Genomic DNA, 14,903 nt, shown 5'->3' with positions numbered 1-14,903 from the left:
AGTTGGTATAACTTCGCGGACGAAATCTAAGACTTGGAGAGGACGAGAAATTCAAATGACGCGAACAGTCGCGGAGTGAGGAATCGGAAGATGTAGCGGTCCAGGATGAAGATCATCCTTGCTGGCCAAGACCCAGTGCGCAGCAGCCGTATTACGAATGCGCCGAGAAAATTGTCGTCCTTGCGGCGCGCTTCTAGGCGAAAGCCGGCGGCTTCAAGTTCCCGGATCATGTCCCGGAACACCACCGCTTTTTCGCCTTCCTCCATCAAATGATGGCGGATGATCAGGTGTTGCGGGAAATTCAAGGGGCCAAAGACATCCGTTTCCAGTATCCACCGGGGTGGATAGTAGTAGTTCGGCTCGACAATCAACAGCTTTCCATCATCCTTGAGCGCGCGGTGAATGCGCGCGAAAACCGCCGGGCGGTCATCGATGTGGTGGAGTACGTTGCTGATATCGACGATATCGAAGCATTGTTCGAATTCAACCTTGCGGGCGTCGGCGACGGCGAATTCGATCCGTCCGGTATCAATTCCGATTCTTGTAAGCAGCCGCTTTGAATATTCTATGCTCTCCCGGCAGATGTCGAAGGCGACAACAGAATTGCCGCATTCGAGAAAATAGGGGACGAGGTAGTTGACGCCACAACCCAATTCAAGGATGGACTTTCCACAAAGTTTTCCGACGAAACGCTCCCACCAGAATTTCTTGGTGATGCCGACGCGTTTATTCCCCTCATCCATTTCCCAAAGATCAGTTTTTTTCAGATCATCGAGAAAAGCGGCTCGGTTATAGTCGGCATAATTCTCGTCAAGGCGCTCTACGGCCTGCTTCTCGAAGAAGCTGAACTTGTCGTGACAGCCGTTGAAGACGATGAGCCCGTCATCGACCGTGCCGAGATCGGTTCCGCATGCAGAACACGAAACCACGTCCGCGGCCACTGAAAGACGGCCTCGGCAGTCGGGGCAAAGGAACTTCAGATCGATACCGGTCATTGCACAACGATCTCCCGGTGGCCCTTGGTGTTCCGCGCGGCGGCGCTACAAGTTGACACGTTTGAAAATCCACCAAGGCAGGAGCCGCAGGATTGTCGTGGCCAGCAGCCACCATGCCGGAACGTAGACGGCCCCGATGTCGCGATCAAGGTTCCGAACGATCCGGCGCGCAATTTCCTCTGGCGCCACGGGCGGCAGTTTCGGCGCACGCCCGTCCAGCATCGTCGTATCCATGAAGCCGACCAGATAGGTCTGAACACAGCAGGACGATGCAGCGAGGCGGTGACGCAGCGCCTCCGCATAAAACGTCAAGCCGCACTTGGCCGCGGCATAGACCATGTTGGAGCCGCGTCCCCGCGCCGATGCGACCGAGCCGACGCAGACGACGGTCCGGATCGCGCCCTGCTCCATGTCCGGGAAAAAAGCGTTCAGCAGCGAGAGCGCGCTTCGGAAATTCACGTCGATCAGGCGGTCGATATCCGTCTGCGGCAGGTTCCCGGTGTCGTCGAGATGGCCAAGACCCGCGACATAAAAGACGTAGTCGGGAACGCCGGCTGCCTCGACGATCCGCATTTTCAGAGTGGCGGCATCGGGTCCGCCAAGATCCTGGACGATGGTCGTCACGGAGATTCCGTGGCGGGCACGAAGATCGGCTGCGACGGGTTCCAGATCGCGCGTGTCCGATGCGACGAGAACCAATTCGTCGCCGCGTTCAGCAAGACGACCGGCCAATTGCCGCCCGAGCCCGGCGGAACCGCCGATCACAAGACTTTTCATAGACCTAATCTCTCCGCCAGCATCGAGGTGAACATGCGTTTCGGGTCATGGGCGCGGATCTGATCGCGAAACCACTCGAACTCGCAGTAGTGATGACGGACGACTTCGGCCGGAAGGCGTGAATCCTTGAGGATGTTGGGCAGAGCCGCGTATTCCCGGTCGATCCGGTCGATTTCCCCGAGAAAAGCCAGCCCCTCTGGCTCGCCAGGAACATGAATGGCAAATGACAGCCCGTCGCCGCGAAACCATAGTAATTTCGGTTGGCCGCGAAAGACCTTCATCGTCGCCAGTCCCACAGGTACGCGCCTTGACCGGACCAGCTTCTCGACGGCGCTGAAATAGCGCTCGCAAACGTCCGCTCCAATGATGACCTGATGCTCGACGCAGCCGCTTCTGCCATAGGCGTCGAAGTAGCGTTGCCAATGGGCAAACGGGAAATGAGTCTGGTAGGCATCGATGAGGCGACGATTTTCCGCCCGTCCCAGCTTGGCGCCATACAATGCGTTCGCCAGTCCCAGGACCGGCCCCTGGAGGAAATTGAACGGTGGCAGCCACCCCTCGGGGCGAAGGCGGGCCGGTTCCGCGATGGGGTAATCCGCTTCTCCCTGCGCCTTGGTACCGCACAGCACAAAGCCGCCGCCAAACGACCGGCTGTCCATATACAGGTCGTTCCAGCTGTAGAGGATGTGGTGATCATCCTTCATCGCCAGCATGGTGGAGGCCGTCTCGGCGAGACTATTCACCGGAATTTGGGATAGCCGATACCAGGTGCTGTCCATGTGCTGCAGCGTCAATTCGACTTCGACGATCAGGCCTGTCAGACCGAAACCGCCGCAGGTCAACTCGAACAGCTGAGGGTTTTCGGTATGCGACAGGCGGAGCCGGCCATGAGCGGGATGAAAGAGGTCGATCTGCCGGACGGTGTTGGCGAATATTCCCTCGCGATACTGGTTCTTGCCGTGCACATTGCCGGCGACGCAGCCTCCGATGGTGATGCCGGGATAGCCTGGCTGCACCGGCAGGGACAGGCCGTGAGGTTGGAGCAGCGTGAAAATCTCACCGAGCGTGATGCCCGGTTCGACCCGCAAGGTCCGTGCGGCAGGATCGAAGGCAAGGACGCGATTGAAGCGGCGCATGGAGGTGACTAGCACCCCATCCCCGAAGCTCGCACCGGAGAGGGACAGGCCAGCCCCCTGCACGGCGTGGCGCCTGTCCATGGCGAAATCGAGCAGCTTCCGGTACCGATCCGGCGCCCGATAGGCGGCACATGCCTGTTCGACCCGACCGACACAAGAAAACCGTCGCGTGGCAAATGATTCCGTCATGGTCATGAATACGGTCGCAGCCCTGGGGTATTGGTGTGGTGGGGCAGAGTATCATACCCGCGACAATGATGGGTAACCGGCCCCAAACCTCGCCTCAGGACAGGCGAAGATTCTTTCCGAGAAGCTTCCCGACGCCATTGACCTTGGACCGGAACTCCACCAGAGACCGCGTCTGAATGACGTTGCGCAGGATGTAGCGCGGCCGGAAGTAGAAGCGCCGATAGGCGTACTTTTGCAAGGATACCAGAGTCGGCAGATCGAGAAACTCGTCCCAGTGATCGACGACGAAATCCTTCGCCGGGCTGCGCGAATAATCCTGCCAACGGCCCGGCGCGACGACGCCCTTGGCCACGGCGTTATCGTACATCTCGGTATTGGGATAGAGCTTGAGGACGGAAATCTGGGCATAGTCCGGATCCAGCCCAATGAGGAAGTCGATGCTCCGCTTGACGTCCTCGACCGACCTCTCAAAGGGCTGGCCGATGATGTAGTCCGCGACGGTCAATATCCCCAATTCGCGGCAGATCTCGAATGCCTTGCGGACCTTGGCCGTGGTTGTGCCCTTGCGCAGGATCTTCAGGCCTTCGTCCGTGCCGGTTTCGACGCCGAACGCGATCATTCGAAGGCCCGATGCCTTCGCGCGCGCCAGGGACTCGCGTGTCACGGTGTTGACCCGACCGCGGAAGTCCCAGACGATCTTCAGCCCGCGACGGTCCAACTCGTCGCACAGACTGACGATCTTCTTCTCGGTAATGTTGAACAGGTCGTCGTAGAAACGGAATTCCTTGTAGCCCATCATCAGGCAACGCTCGACCTCATCGACGACGGACTGCGCACTGCGCTCGCGATAGCTCTTGATCGGGACGTCGCAAAATGTGCAGCGGTAGGGACAGCCGCGCGAACTCAGTATCGTGGCGAGGTCCTTGGTCACGCCGAGAATGTTCTGGTAGCGCAGGTGCCGAATGAAACTCCGATCGACGATCGGCAGGGCGTCAATATCGTCCACATAAGCCGCAGGAACATTGACCCGGGCCAGGAAGCGCTTGTCGGTAATGGGGTTGGCCAGGTGCGGCTGGATCGACTCGCGCGTGTAGACGCCGCGAATATGGGTAAAATCCTCGCCTCGGGCCAAGCATTCCACCAGCTCGGTGAACGCGATCTCCCCTTCGCCGACGACGATGGAATCGAAATTTTCCAACTCCGCCGCTTCCTTCGGGTAGGCGATCGGGTGGTGGCCACCCATGCAGACATGGGTCCCGGGCAATTCCTCCTTCACCAGCCGCGCGACCTCACACGCATCGACGAGGCAGACGGTGAAGCTGGTGATTCCGACCACATCGGGCCTGTGTTCTCGAATGTACTCCCTGAGGCGCGGATAAGACGTGCGCTCGGCAACGCAATCCTTGAACAGGCATTCGTGGTCCGTCTTTTCCTTGAGGTGGGTCAGCACATACAGCGCACCCAGCGGGGGGAAATCGCCGAAAGCGTCCGCCTCGAGGAACTCGCCGCCCTGTTCGTCGGGATTCTCGATGACGGTATTCAGTGCCGGGGGATTGATCAGCAGGACGCGAATTAGGGTTTCCTCCAAACGCAGATCACGGATCGTCCGAAAGAATATCCGACGCAACGATCCACGACCGTGGATATGGGCACAAGGATCTTGTCCCACAAGGCAATTTGAGACCGAGTCGGCTTGGCCGCATGCAAAAGGAAGCGATTCATCAGCGAAGTCATCAGACCAACTGAATCCAGATAGCGTGCCTCGACCAAGGCCATGTTCGGCGGTGTAAGAGCCGCCAGCCCCGGCCTGGAATATCGCCGAAAATGTCCGATTGCGGCATCGAATTCGGTGAACAGCCAGGAAAATGCCGGAGTCAGGACAATGAGACGGCCTCCGGGCTGCAGGTATTGCGCCGCGTTCGCCAGTTCATCACCGTCCCGCTCTATGTGTTCAAGGACGTCGATATACAAGATCGTGTCGAAGGTCCGATCCGGCGGAAGGTCGGCGAGCGTGCCATGGACGATGTCGCAATTCGCGCCCAGTTCGCCGGCCCTTCGCGAGCGGTCAAGGCCGTCGGCCATGCCCCGGTCGGGTTCCAGGCAGACCCAGCGGCGGGCGGTTCCCGCGTTGAGGCGCTTGGCAGTCTCGCCCAGCCCCGCGCCGACATCCAGGACGCTCGTACCGACATGGGGCGACAGCACCGCCCCCATGTAGCGCTTCCAGTTTGTCGCCTCCGCGAAGCAGAGGAGTTCCTCACCAGGATAGCTGATATCGGCCATTCAAGAACTCGGGCCGAAGGTGACGATGTCCCTGATGAACGGCTTGAACTCCACCGCAGGGATCATCTGCTTCAGGCAGCGGTTCTGCAGGACCACCAGGGTCGTGTTCATGATGAGGAACAGGGCTTGGAGACTGATGACCACGAGGATCGCGATCATGGACGATGTCCACCCCGGCACGAGGATGTCAGTGGTATAGCGGATGGCGACGATTCCCAGCACCAGGAAGCTGGACGTGGAAATGATGAGCAGCACCAGCCGAACGATGACCGGCTCGGAAAAGACCGAGATAGCATGGAAGCCATGAAGCAACAGGCCAACGAACCCCATCTTGGACTGGCCACAGATTCGCGGACGCCGGTGCGAATCCACCGTCGTGTAGGGAAGCTTCGACTGCAGGATCGTCGCCGGCAGGCTATTCCACAAATTTGCCTTGAACACGAGGCGCCTGGCCGATTCCATCGGAATCAGGCAGAAATTGCCGAAGGAGATGCGAAAGCCCGTCAGAATCTGGAAGCACAGCTTGTAGACCACGTAGAACATCCGAAACACCAGCCCCTCGGAACGTTGGCTGCGCCGCGCGAAAATCACCTTCTCCGGCGAGTCGGTGTGCGCCGCGATGATCCGGTCGAGGTGGTTGGGGTCATCCTCACCATCGGCGTCCAGGACGATCACCGCCGTAAATTCGTCACGGCGGGCAATTTCGGCGAGACCGATTGCGAGCGCCCGCTGGTGGCCGAGATTGCATACGAGATTGATGATCTCGAGCGAGCGCAGGTTTGAAATGGCCGACGCAACTCCGATGGTCTTGGGCCGTGCGGTCGTCGAGCCGTCGTTGACGCAAAAGACGGAGGCAGTATCGCTGTTGCTGCCGAACACGGAATTGATCTCCGCCAGGACAAACTCGAATGATGTCCAGTCGTCTAATACGGGCAGAAGAATCGCAAAATGTCGGCTTGCCATGTTGTGCGCCGTAAGTCCTTGTCGAAATTGGCTCGCACGTCATTTCGTGCGAGGGCTACTTTCTATAGCCCAGGTAGACCCAGGTTGCCATTACGTCAATAGTCCTATCGCCGGCTGCCGCCGAGAAGTGCTTCCGCCAGCGTCGTCCGATGGTAACGGAACACGATGCGCCGGGCTCCTGGCGGGACTTCGACGGCGGAATGGATCATGTTGGCGGGGAAGACGGCCCGGGTTACACCATCGACCTCTGCGCTCCAGAACGGCAGCGGCGACACGTTGGCGACGACAATTCCGCCTTCGGGCGCCTCGATCAACGCTTCATATCCGTCGAGCACGGCAGTCACCGACCTGACGACCAGCGACGGGCGGGCGACAATGTCGGGGCGGGCGACACCCTCCGGAACGACGATGCGGCGCTGCAATGCGTTCACCCGAACCACGTCGAGGAACGAATCGGTGTCCAGGTCGGCGGGCACGAATTGGACCTGGGAAGCTGCGTACACCCTGGGCAGAGGCGGCTTCAGCGCGTAGACATAAACAAGACCCGGATCGAAGATCCTCGCGACCCGGTCCTTCAAATAACCGACCTTGTCGGCGAAGGTCCTCAGAATCTGATCCTGATCCTGAGCCGGGCCGGACACTTTTTGGACAGAGCCTTGAATTGGAACGGGACTGATGACGAAACCGACATTGGCGATGCGCAGCATGTCCAGATCGAACTGCCGCTCGATGGCATATTGCTGGCCGCAACACCAAAAGTATTCGTAGTCGAACCCCAGATAACTAAAACCCGGGGCGGCAGCCTTTTGCACATTGATGCCGCGGGCAAGGAACGTGCTGAACATCATCGGCACCACGTTCATCGATCCGTCGATCGCATCCAGCCCATAGAACCCAGACGGTATGTTCGGCTCGGGTTGCCGCAGGCGCAGGGTCGCCACGCGGGTCAGGGAGGGGGCCAGCCAGTCATGGGACCGAAGGTTTTCGAATCCCTGAAACTGCGCCTGGCCACCTTGTTGCAGGAACTCCCTGAAGTGGGTGGTCTTCTTCTCGGCCATGGCGCCTAACGCCGTCGCGACGAGAAGCGCGACGGGAACCCGGCGCAACCAGGCACGGTGGCGCACGGCCTCCACTCCCTCCAACGCCGTGACTGCACGACTGGCGGCCATCAACAGGACGAGACCGTGGACGAAAAAAATTTGGCTGAGGGTAATCCTGCGGACCGCCTCAAGGGAGAACCAGTGCCAGGGAAAAAACGTGGCCGCGATCACAATGGCGCCGCAGAGCAGCAGGGCGCAAAAGGCCCGAATCCCCTCGGACCGACGCAGCCACACCAGCACCGCCATTCCGGCCATGATGAACACGGAGCCGATTCCTTCGCGGAATACCACCATGAACGTGCTGATGGTGAATTCCCAAAATGCGGGGAGCGGAGCGACGGCGGAAGACGTTCGAGTCGCGAAGGGGGCCAGTTGCTTCAACGCCCAGATCGGCTCATGCCAGTTCAGGAGGCTGCACGCGACCATGACCGCGATGGGCAGCACAATGGTCCTGAGCGATCCCCGTCCGATCAGGACGGCCCCGGTCAGCACCGTCACGCACAGGGTGGGGAGGGCATGCGTCGGCGGCATCGACGCCGCGATCGCGCCAAGCGCGGCCATCCGCAGGGCCAATCGCCGCCCGTCGATTGGAAAGGCTGACAGGTACAGGACCATTGGAAACACAGCAAATCCCGCGCCCGTCCAGGTAGTCCGATCTATAAATTGGGCATCGGTCATGGTGAACAGAGCCGCCAGTCCGAGCGCGGCGAAGCGTTCCGCGCCGAACGCGCGTCGGCTCAGCAGGTAGGCGCCGGAGAACCCCAATGCCATCGCCAGCGTCTTGTTCAGGACAATGGCCATCCAGGTCGGGAATAGGGCGTCCAGCAGCAGGTAGAGATCGACGATCTGACCTCCGCTCGCCGCACCGGCGAAACGATCGATGCCACCGGCCAAGCCATGCATGTACTGGCCGCCCAGGTGGAACTGGTTCAGATAGTTAGCGATCGGAACGAAGTATTCCCCCTCATCATCCCAATAGATGAAACTATCCCGCCCAAGAAAATAGTATTCGAATAAAACAATAGCGACCCAGGCAACCCCAACGAGCGCGGCTTGGCGTCGCGTTACGCGAATCTCCCTGCACTTAGTCACATAGATAAATGCAAAAACCGAAATACAGGCGATGATAAGAAGTGAAGCGAATTTGATATTTCCCATCTGGGACCCGTTGAGAGAGTGTTTGATCCATGGGCGGATGGCAGCGATCTAAATGAAGCCCAGGTGGCTCAGTACAGTTTTGTCGTCACGAGTAGCCCCGTGCCACTTGCGGCTGCTTGGTTCTGGTGGAAAGCCAGCCCTCGATCTGGCTAAAGTCTACGTCGCATGGCAAAGCTATATGGCACACAAGACCACTTGACACTACCACATATGGCGTTGCCGTCAAACTCGTCCGCGACGATCACGTCCCAGGACGTGGTGTAACAGCGGTGTCGCCGTCTGATCCTCGGCCGGGTTGGCCGTGTTGATCAAGCTGCCGTGACGGGCGGCAGGCTCACCAGGGGATCATCGCTCAGGGGAGCGACGGTTTCCAGGGTCATGTAGCGGGATCGCTGGACGGCCCATTCGTCGTTCTGTTCAAGGAGGATGATGGCGTCTTCGTTGGGGAAGATGCCGACCACCTCGGTGCGGCGCTTGATCTCGCCGTTGAGGCGCTCGATGGGATTGGTCGAGTGCAGCTTGGTGCGGTGCGCCTGCGGGAAGCCCATGTAGGCCAGGACATCCATCTCGGCATGGTCCATCAAATCGGCCAGCTTGTGCGCCCTGGGGCGAAGCTGATCGGCGACCTGGCGCCATTGGGCGTGGGCGGCGGCATTGGTTTCCTGGGCAAAGGCGGTGCCGATGAAGGCGGAGACCACCCGGCGCCCTGCTTGCCGGCATGGGCCAGGACGTTGCGCATGAAGTGGACGCGGCAGCGCTGCCAGGTGGCGTTGAACACCTTGGCGATTGCGGCCTTGATGCCCTCGTGGGGGTCGGAGACCACCAACTTGACGCCGCGCAGGCCGCGACGGGCCAGCTTGCGCAGGAAGTCCTTCCAGAAGATCTCGGCCTCCGAGGCGCCGATGGCCATGCCCAGCACCTCGCACCACCCGGCGGTGTTGGCGCCCACCACGATGATCACCGCCACGCTGACGATACGCCCGTCCTGGCGCACCTTCACATAGGTGGCGTCCAGCCAGACATAGGGCCAGTCGCCCTCGATGGGCCGTTCCAGGAAGGTGGCGATCTTGCCATCGATCTCGGCGCACAACCGCCAGGCCGAGCGCTATGCCAAGGAAGGCGTGCCGCTCAGCCTGTCGACCCTCGCCGATCAGGTCGGGGCGGGCTGCGCCGTGTTGGAGCCGCTGATCCGACGGATCGAGGCCCATGTCTTCGCCGCCAATCGCCTGCACGGCGACGATACCACCGTGCCGGTGATGGCCAAGGGCAAGACCGACACCGGGCGATGTTGGGTCTATGTCCGTGACGACCGGTCCTTCGGTGGGTCAGCACCGCCGGCGGCGATGTTCTACTATTCCCGCGACCGGGGCGGTGAGCATCCCCAGGCCCATCTGGCCAAGTATGTCGGGCTGTTCCAGGCCGACGCCTATGGCGGCTATGGCAAGGTCTACGCGCCCGACCGCAAGCCAGGGCCGATCCTGGAGGCGGCCTGCTGGGTCCATGCCCGACGCCCGTTCTTCATCATGGCGGACGTCGCCGAGAACGCCCGCCGCAAGGCGCGCGGCAAGGCCACGGCGGTCATTTCGCCGCTGGCGCTGGAAGCGGTCCAGCGTATCGACGGCTTGTTCGCGATCGAACGCGCGATCGAACGCGCGATCAACGGCGAGACGGCTGAGCGGCGCCGCGCCGTTCGCCAGGAGCTCAGCGCCCCCTTGGTCGCCGAAATGGAAAGCTGGATGCGCGAGCAGCGCGCCAGACTCTCTCGCGGCAATGACCTCGCCAAGGCCAAGGACTACATGCTCAAGCGCTGGACCGCGTTCACCCGCTTCCTCGGCGACGGCCGCATCTGCCTGTCGAACAATGCCGCCGAACGGGCGCTACGCGGCATCGCCTTGGGCCGGAAGTCATGGCTGTTCGCCGGCTCGGATCGCGGTGGCCAGCGAGCCTCCGCCATGTACAGCCTCATCGTCACCGCCAAGATGAACGATGTCGATCCGCAAGCCTGGCTGGCCGACATCCTGGCCCGCATTGCCGGGCACCCGGCCCACCGGCTCGATGACCTCCTGCCGTGGAACTGGCGTCGGGCTAACGGAGCGCGGGAGGCCATCGCAGCATGATCACTCCCATGCCGATCGCCCGCATCAAGGTCGTCCTCGACGATGTCGAGCCGACGGTGATGCGTCGCCTGGAGGTTCCATTGTCTCTCAGGCTCGACCGGCTTCATACCGTGCTGCAGGTCGCCATGGGATGGACGGACAGTCATCTCTATGAGTTCCGCATCAAGGGCATCGGCTTCGGCCTTCCTGACCCAGATGGGGGTTACCGTGACGGGCCGCTTGATGCCCGCAAGACGACGTTCGTCAATGCGATCAGCGACACCGACGCCAAGTCGTTAAAGTACCTCTACGACTTCGGTGACGGCTGAGAGCACTCGATCAATATCGAACGCATGACGATGGCGGTCGACGGCGTGATATACCCGCGCCTGCTTGACGGTTCCGGCTGCTGTCCGCCCGAGGATATCGGGGGGCCGTGGGGATACCAGGAGGCTCGCGAGGCGCTGGCCGACCCCGGCCACGAGCGCCATGACGAAATCATCGAATGGTGGGGCGCGGACAATCTCGACCTCGATACCGTCGACATCCCGGCCATCGACGCCGAACTCACCAGGCTCGCTCGCCGCTGGAACAGAAAACCGCGCGCCAAGGCATAGCCGCGGTCTTCACCGAATGCTTACGCATCTATCTGCGATGGATTAATCGAACCCCTGAAACGCGAAGGGCCGCGGTTTCCCGCGGCCCTTTGGCTGGTCCGATTGGAGCGGGCGAAGGGATTCGAACCCTCGACCCCAACCTTGGCAATGGCCTTGCCGGGCGAATACGCTAATAATATCAATGACTTGTGCACCATGATTCTAGCGTGTGCTTGGTTTGTGCAATCTTTGGTGGTTGATTTTCAGTCAGTCATACGATCAATGCAGGCAGCACTTCTTGAACTTCTTGCCTGATCCACAGGGGCACGGATCATTCCGACCAACCGATTTGAAGGGGTTGGCGAATGGCTCAGGCAAGTTTGCTCGGTATGCTTGCTTCTCTCTGTGGGCAGCCATTCGTGCTTGATCCTCTTGGTACTTCTCCGTGAAGCAGTACCATCCCGCCAATTCGCCAATGCAGTCATCCAGTGGCAAAATCCGATCTCTGGAAAATGCCGCCTTGGGATCATCCAAGGAAACGGCAATTTCCCTTTCAAAATCGTCCATTCTCATATGGCGGTAATCGATGAAGCCCCGATCCATCAGCGATGCAACACGATCCCGGCACTCGTTCATTCCCAGCATCATTACGGCATCCACCCAACCAACCCAGACAAAGCACTCTCCTTGAGGCTTCATCGTGTCGAACAGGTCCAGCAGATACTGCTTGGCATCGTCACGGGAACCCAAACCGGCATAAATTTGATACGTCCATGTCTGCATGGCGGAATACCGGACAAACTGATCGGCATCCTGGTTCTCGATCAGGGTCTTCAGCAGATCGATATCGCCATCGAAGGTGCTGATCATGATGCGGGTCAGTGTGGTTGTGATGCCATCTCCGAGAATGCGTTCGATAGCGTCATGGTCGGTGATCAGGCGACATAACGGGGCAAATGCCCCCTTTTCATTCATCTCTGCCATTAGGTGCAGGGCGAAAAACAGCACATTGGTGGCGTCATCGGAGGTGTCATCGCCACTGATAAAACGTTCCAGCACGTTGATCAGACGTGGACCTGCCTCGTCCCAATTATCCAGCGTCCATTGCATTGAGCTTCGGGGCAAAGTGGTGCCGGTGGTGGCGAAATCGCGAATGATGTCATCGACCGTCATGCTGGATTCCCTGGGATCTTGTGGCGATCACCATACCATCTCCAAGCAGGGGGTGAAGGGGCGACCACCATGAAATTTCTCGAGAATCTTGTCGAACTCAGGCAGCGATTGCGTCACGCACCGCTTGGGGGTTTTTGGCGATAACCTTCAGGTAGAGCCGAGCAGCACGTTCTGGACGACGACGCTTCTGCTCCCATGCACGAACTGCGGCAATTTCCAGATGGAAGGTTTCTGCAAATGCCTCCTGGGTCATATGGAGCGACTGCCTGATTTCCTTGACGTCCACATCATCAGCAACCTGCACCACATGGGTCTTGCCCTCGGCATTGCCCTCCATATGGTCGACCATGAACTGCATCGATTCGAGAAGGTCTTGAGCGACGGTTCCCATGGCATCAGTCTCCTTTCTTCGCCAGGGCTTTGACCCTGGCAGCGAAGGCTGTAACTGCCTTCTTCTCATCTGGCTTCAAATCAGACCGCTCGCCTTTGCCGTAGATGACCAACGCATAGAGCGGATTGTTGTCATCGTAGTAGTAGTAGATCACCCGAACACCGCCGGATTTACCCTTACCCTTGGCAGCGAATCGAATCTTCCGAATGCCACCAGTACCAGGGATTTCGTCACCTTCATCTGGATTCGCAGCCAGATGGTCGATGACCTCCTTATGCTCATCCGCCGATAGCAGTTTTTCGGCTCGACGGCTAAAAGCAGGAGCCTCAACAACGGTAATCAGCTTGTCCAACATCATGGGGCAAGACTACGCCAATGTCGCAGTTCAGGCAAGCCAAGACGGCGACAATGCCACAGTAAATGGGTTCTGAAAATTTGGGATTCCCTCGGGATGGTAGCCCATTTCGGGAGGAGGGGGATGACCCTACAACGTAAAATCCAGTAGCTCGTCCATGGTCAGTCGCAGCCAACCATGGACGCCAGGATCAATATCCAGATCCTCCGGCACCATGGTCGGCTTCAACGCCAAGAAATATCCATCCGCTGATGGGGAGCCATATGCCTTCCATCCTCGTTCATGGATGATGGCGGCGATGAAATCCGGTGACAGCCCCGGCATACGCCACAGCGAAATGGGCAAGGGTACTGCTGGCTGGTGAATGCAGGTCGAACATCACCATCGGCATCCAGCTTATCAATGTGGGCAAGATTCCCGGAATCAATGAACCCCTCCTTCTTGGCGAAGGTGATGATCTGGTTGAGGTTCTGGTTCTCACGATTCAACGTGTCGTTCTTGGGAACCCCATAGGATTGGGCATTCGCCAGAACCTTTTTGCCACCACACTGATAGCCCTTCTTGGGTTTTTGGCTGCCAGGACCAGTGGTGTGATATGCCCGACGCCAATCGATATAATCCGTGAGATGGCTTTGGCGGATCTTCCCGATATCAGCCAGCTTCAGCACATCGTGGAAATATGGGACGAAGAACTTCTCCACCGCCTTGCGTTTGTTGGCTATGTCCCGATTGGTTCCATTGACCTTCAGCCACCGTTCAGCGACATCCTTGAATGATGTCCGGGTGGTCTGAACCAAAACCTCGCCATCACGCACAGCCTTGTATCGGCTGATTGCAGCGACCGTGGCATCACCGACATCTCTATGACCAGTCGATCCACGGAATTGATCACCATCATGAGTAAAATAGTAGTGCCAGATCGGTAATTTGGCATTATCACGAATAAATATATAGACCTTGTTGTCCAAGACACACTTACGCTTTGTCTTCATTTCATCAATTCTCCTCCATTTGTGATTATGTAATATACCACTCCTTGTGGTTGGAGTCAAATTTACAGATGGTTTCATTTTCAGAATTCACCAATATTTTGTGCATAAATTTGTGCATTCTCACAGACGATTCCACGCCTGTAAGCCACTGTAATCATTGATTTATGTGAAATTGGACGATTCTGGGGAAAGCCAGAAAAGCAAAAGGCTCACGGTCAAGAAACCGTAAGCCTTTGATATTGCCTTAGAAATTTGGAGCGGGCGAAGGGATTCGAACCCTCGACCCCAACCTTGGCAAGCAAGAAACTACCACGTTTACTCGGTATCATTGTGTACGCTAAATTGCAATCCAGTTCCGCCAAATGCGTCAACCGACGGGCTCCTTGGGTCTTTGGTGAATTTGAACTGGGCGGCATTCAGTGGAATTCGGTGAGAGCCGGGTGGAGCTACCTGCGAGTAACCGCGCGGTAACCGGAAATGTGGGCAACAACCGGTGCCAACGAAAGGTCTGCTTTGCGCCCAATTCGGTCATTCAGGGCCTTCCAGGCCACGCCACGCTGGCCCTATCGTGAATTTCCTTGAGTTCCGGTGGCGATAGAACCTCCACAGCATCGCCCCACTGATACAGGTGCCAGGCCATTTCCAGAAGCCCGCCAGCCTTGAACTTCACCAGCAGACTTCCATCAGGTTGGTCTTCAATCC

Annotated in this window: 12 protein-coding genes and 3 pseudogenes; 2 read left to right on the top strand and 13 right to left on the bottom strand. The window is 58.7% G+C overall.

The window, feature by feature from the left end; all coding sequences use genetic code 11:
• Positions 1 to 26: 26 nt before the first annotated feature.
• The 8 genes and pseudogenes from H261_RS20790 to H261_RS20755 form a co-directional block, all read right to left on the bottom strand.
• Positions 27 to 995 carry a class I SAM-dependent methyltransferase gene (locus H261_RS20790; RefSeq protein ID WP_008621591.1) on the bottom strand — a complete coding sequence of 323 codons (969 nt, stop codon included), beginning with the start codon at positions 993 to 995 and terminating at the stop codon, positions 27 to 29.
• Positions 996 to 1,040: 45 nt separating this feature from the next.
• A complete protein-coding gene (locus tag H261_RS23595; protein ID WP_008621590.1) occupies positions 1,041 to 1,772 on the bottom strand; it encodes an SDR family NAD(P)-dependent oxidoreductase in 732 nt (243 codons plus the stop codon).
• Positions 1,769 to 3,103: an FAD-binding oxidoreductase gene (locus tag H261_RS23590; RefSeq protein WP_081609021.1), complete on the bottom strand. Its 1,335-nt coding sequence runs from the start codon at positions 3,101 to 3,103 to the stop codon at positions 1,769 to 1,771. The genes H261_RS23595 and H261_RS23590 overlap by 4 nt, the downstream gene beginning before the upstream one ends.
• Positions 3,104 to 3,191: 88 nt before the next feature.
• Positions 3,192 to 4,685 carry a B12-binding domain-containing radical SAM protein gene (locus H261_RS20775; protein ID WP_008621587.1) on the bottom strand — a complete coding sequence of 498 codons (1,494 nt, stop codon included), beginning with the start codon at positions 4,683 to 4,685 and terminating at the stop codon, positions 3,192 to 3,194.
• Positions 4,670 to 5,377: a class I SAM-dependent methyltransferase gene (locus H261_RS20770; protein ID WP_008621585.1), complete on the bottom strand. Its 708-nt coding sequence runs from the start codon at positions 5,375 to 5,377 to the stop codon at positions 4,670 to 4,672. Before H261_RS20770 ends, H261_RS20775 begins: the two co-directional genes overlap by 16 nt.
• Positions 5,378 to 6,256: a glycosyltransferase family 2 protein gene (locus tag H261_RS20765; protein WP_161625058.1), complete on the bottom strand. Its 879-nt coding sequence runs from the start codon at positions 6,254 to 6,256 to the stop codon at positions 5,378 to 5,380. It abuts the gene before it with no gap.
• A gap of 188 nt (positions 6,257 to 6,444) precedes the next feature.
• Complete coding sequence (locus tag H261_RS20760) at positions 6,445 to 8,598, bottom strand: hypothetical protein (protein WP_008621581.1); 2,154 nt, start codon at positions 8,596 to 8,598, stop codon at positions 6,445 to 6,447.
• A 308-nt stretch (positions 8,599 to 8,906) separates the two neighbouring features.
• Positions 8,907 to 9,691 (bottom strand): annotated as a pseudogene (locus tag H261_RS20755) (IS256 family transposase); the annotation flags it as partial.
• Between H261_RS20755 and tnpC the strand changes: the two are divergent.
• Both tnpC and H261_RS20745 read left to right on the top strand, forming a co-directional pair.
• A pseudogene (gene tnpC / locus H261_RS20750) lies at positions 9,687 to 10,715 on the top strand (IS66 family transposase); the annotation flags it as partial. The pseudogenes H261_RS20755 and tnpC sit on opposite strands and share 5 nt — an antisense overlap.
• A pseudogene (locus tag H261_RS20745) lies at positions 10,712 to 11,311 on the top strand (plasmid pRiA4b ORF-3 family protein). The pseudogenes tnpC and H261_RS20745, both read left to right, overlap by 4 nt.
• A 258-nt stretch (positions 11,312 to 11,569) precedes the next feature.
• Here the strand turns inward: H261_RS20745 and H261_RS26260 are convergent.
• The 5 genes from H261_RS26260 to H261_RS26575 form a co-directional block, all read right to left on the bottom strand.
• On the bottom strand, positions 11,570 to 12,463 hold the full coding sequence (locus tag H261_RS26260; protein WP_008621577.1) for a DUF1186 domain-containing protein: 894 nt from the start codon (positions 12,461 to 12,463) through the stop codon (positions 11,570 to 11,572).
• A 97-nt stretch (positions 12,464 to 12,560) separates the two neighbouring features.
• Positions 12,561 to 12,854 carry a helix-turn-helix domain-containing protein gene (locus H261_RS20735; protein ID WP_008621576.1) on the bottom strand — a complete coding sequence of 98 codons (294 nt, stop codon included), beginning with the start codon at positions 12,852 to 12,854 and terminating at the stop codon, positions 12,561 to 12,563.
• A 4-nt stretch (positions 12,855 to 12,858) separates the two neighbouring features.
• Positions 12,859 to 13,212 carry a type II toxin-antitoxin system RelE/ParE family toxin gene (locus tag H261_RS20730; RefSeq protein WP_008621575.1) on the bottom strand — a complete coding sequence of 118 codons (354 nt, stop codon included), beginning with the start codon at positions 13,210 to 13,212 and terminating at the stop codon, positions 12,859 to 12,861.
• A 221-nt stretch (positions 13,213 to 13,433) separates the two neighbouring features.
• Positions 13,434 to 14,201: a hypothetical protein gene (locus H261_RS25060; RefSeq protein WP_152427019.1), complete on the bottom strand. Its 768-nt coding sequence runs from the start codon at positions 14,199 to 14,201 to the stop codon at positions 13,434 to 13,436.
• Positions 14,202 to 14,733: 532 nt separating this feature from the next.
• Entirely contained in the window at positions 14,734 to 14,901 is a 168-nt protein-coding gene (locus tag H261_RS26575; protein ID WP_008621567.1) for a WYL domain-containing protein, read from the bottom strand.
• Positions 14,902 to 14,903: the final 2 nt, after the last annotated feature.

It is taken from the genome of Paramagnetospirillum caucaseum (assembly GCF_000342045.1).
In the GTDB taxonomy this organism is placed as follows: domain Bacteria; phylum Pseudomonadota; class Alphaproteobacteria; order Rhodospirillales; family Magnetospirillaceae; genus Phaeospirillum; species Phaeospirillum caucaseum.
Note: the sequence above shows the minus strand (reverse complement) of the source record. Positions and strands in the feature narration are given on the sequence as shown.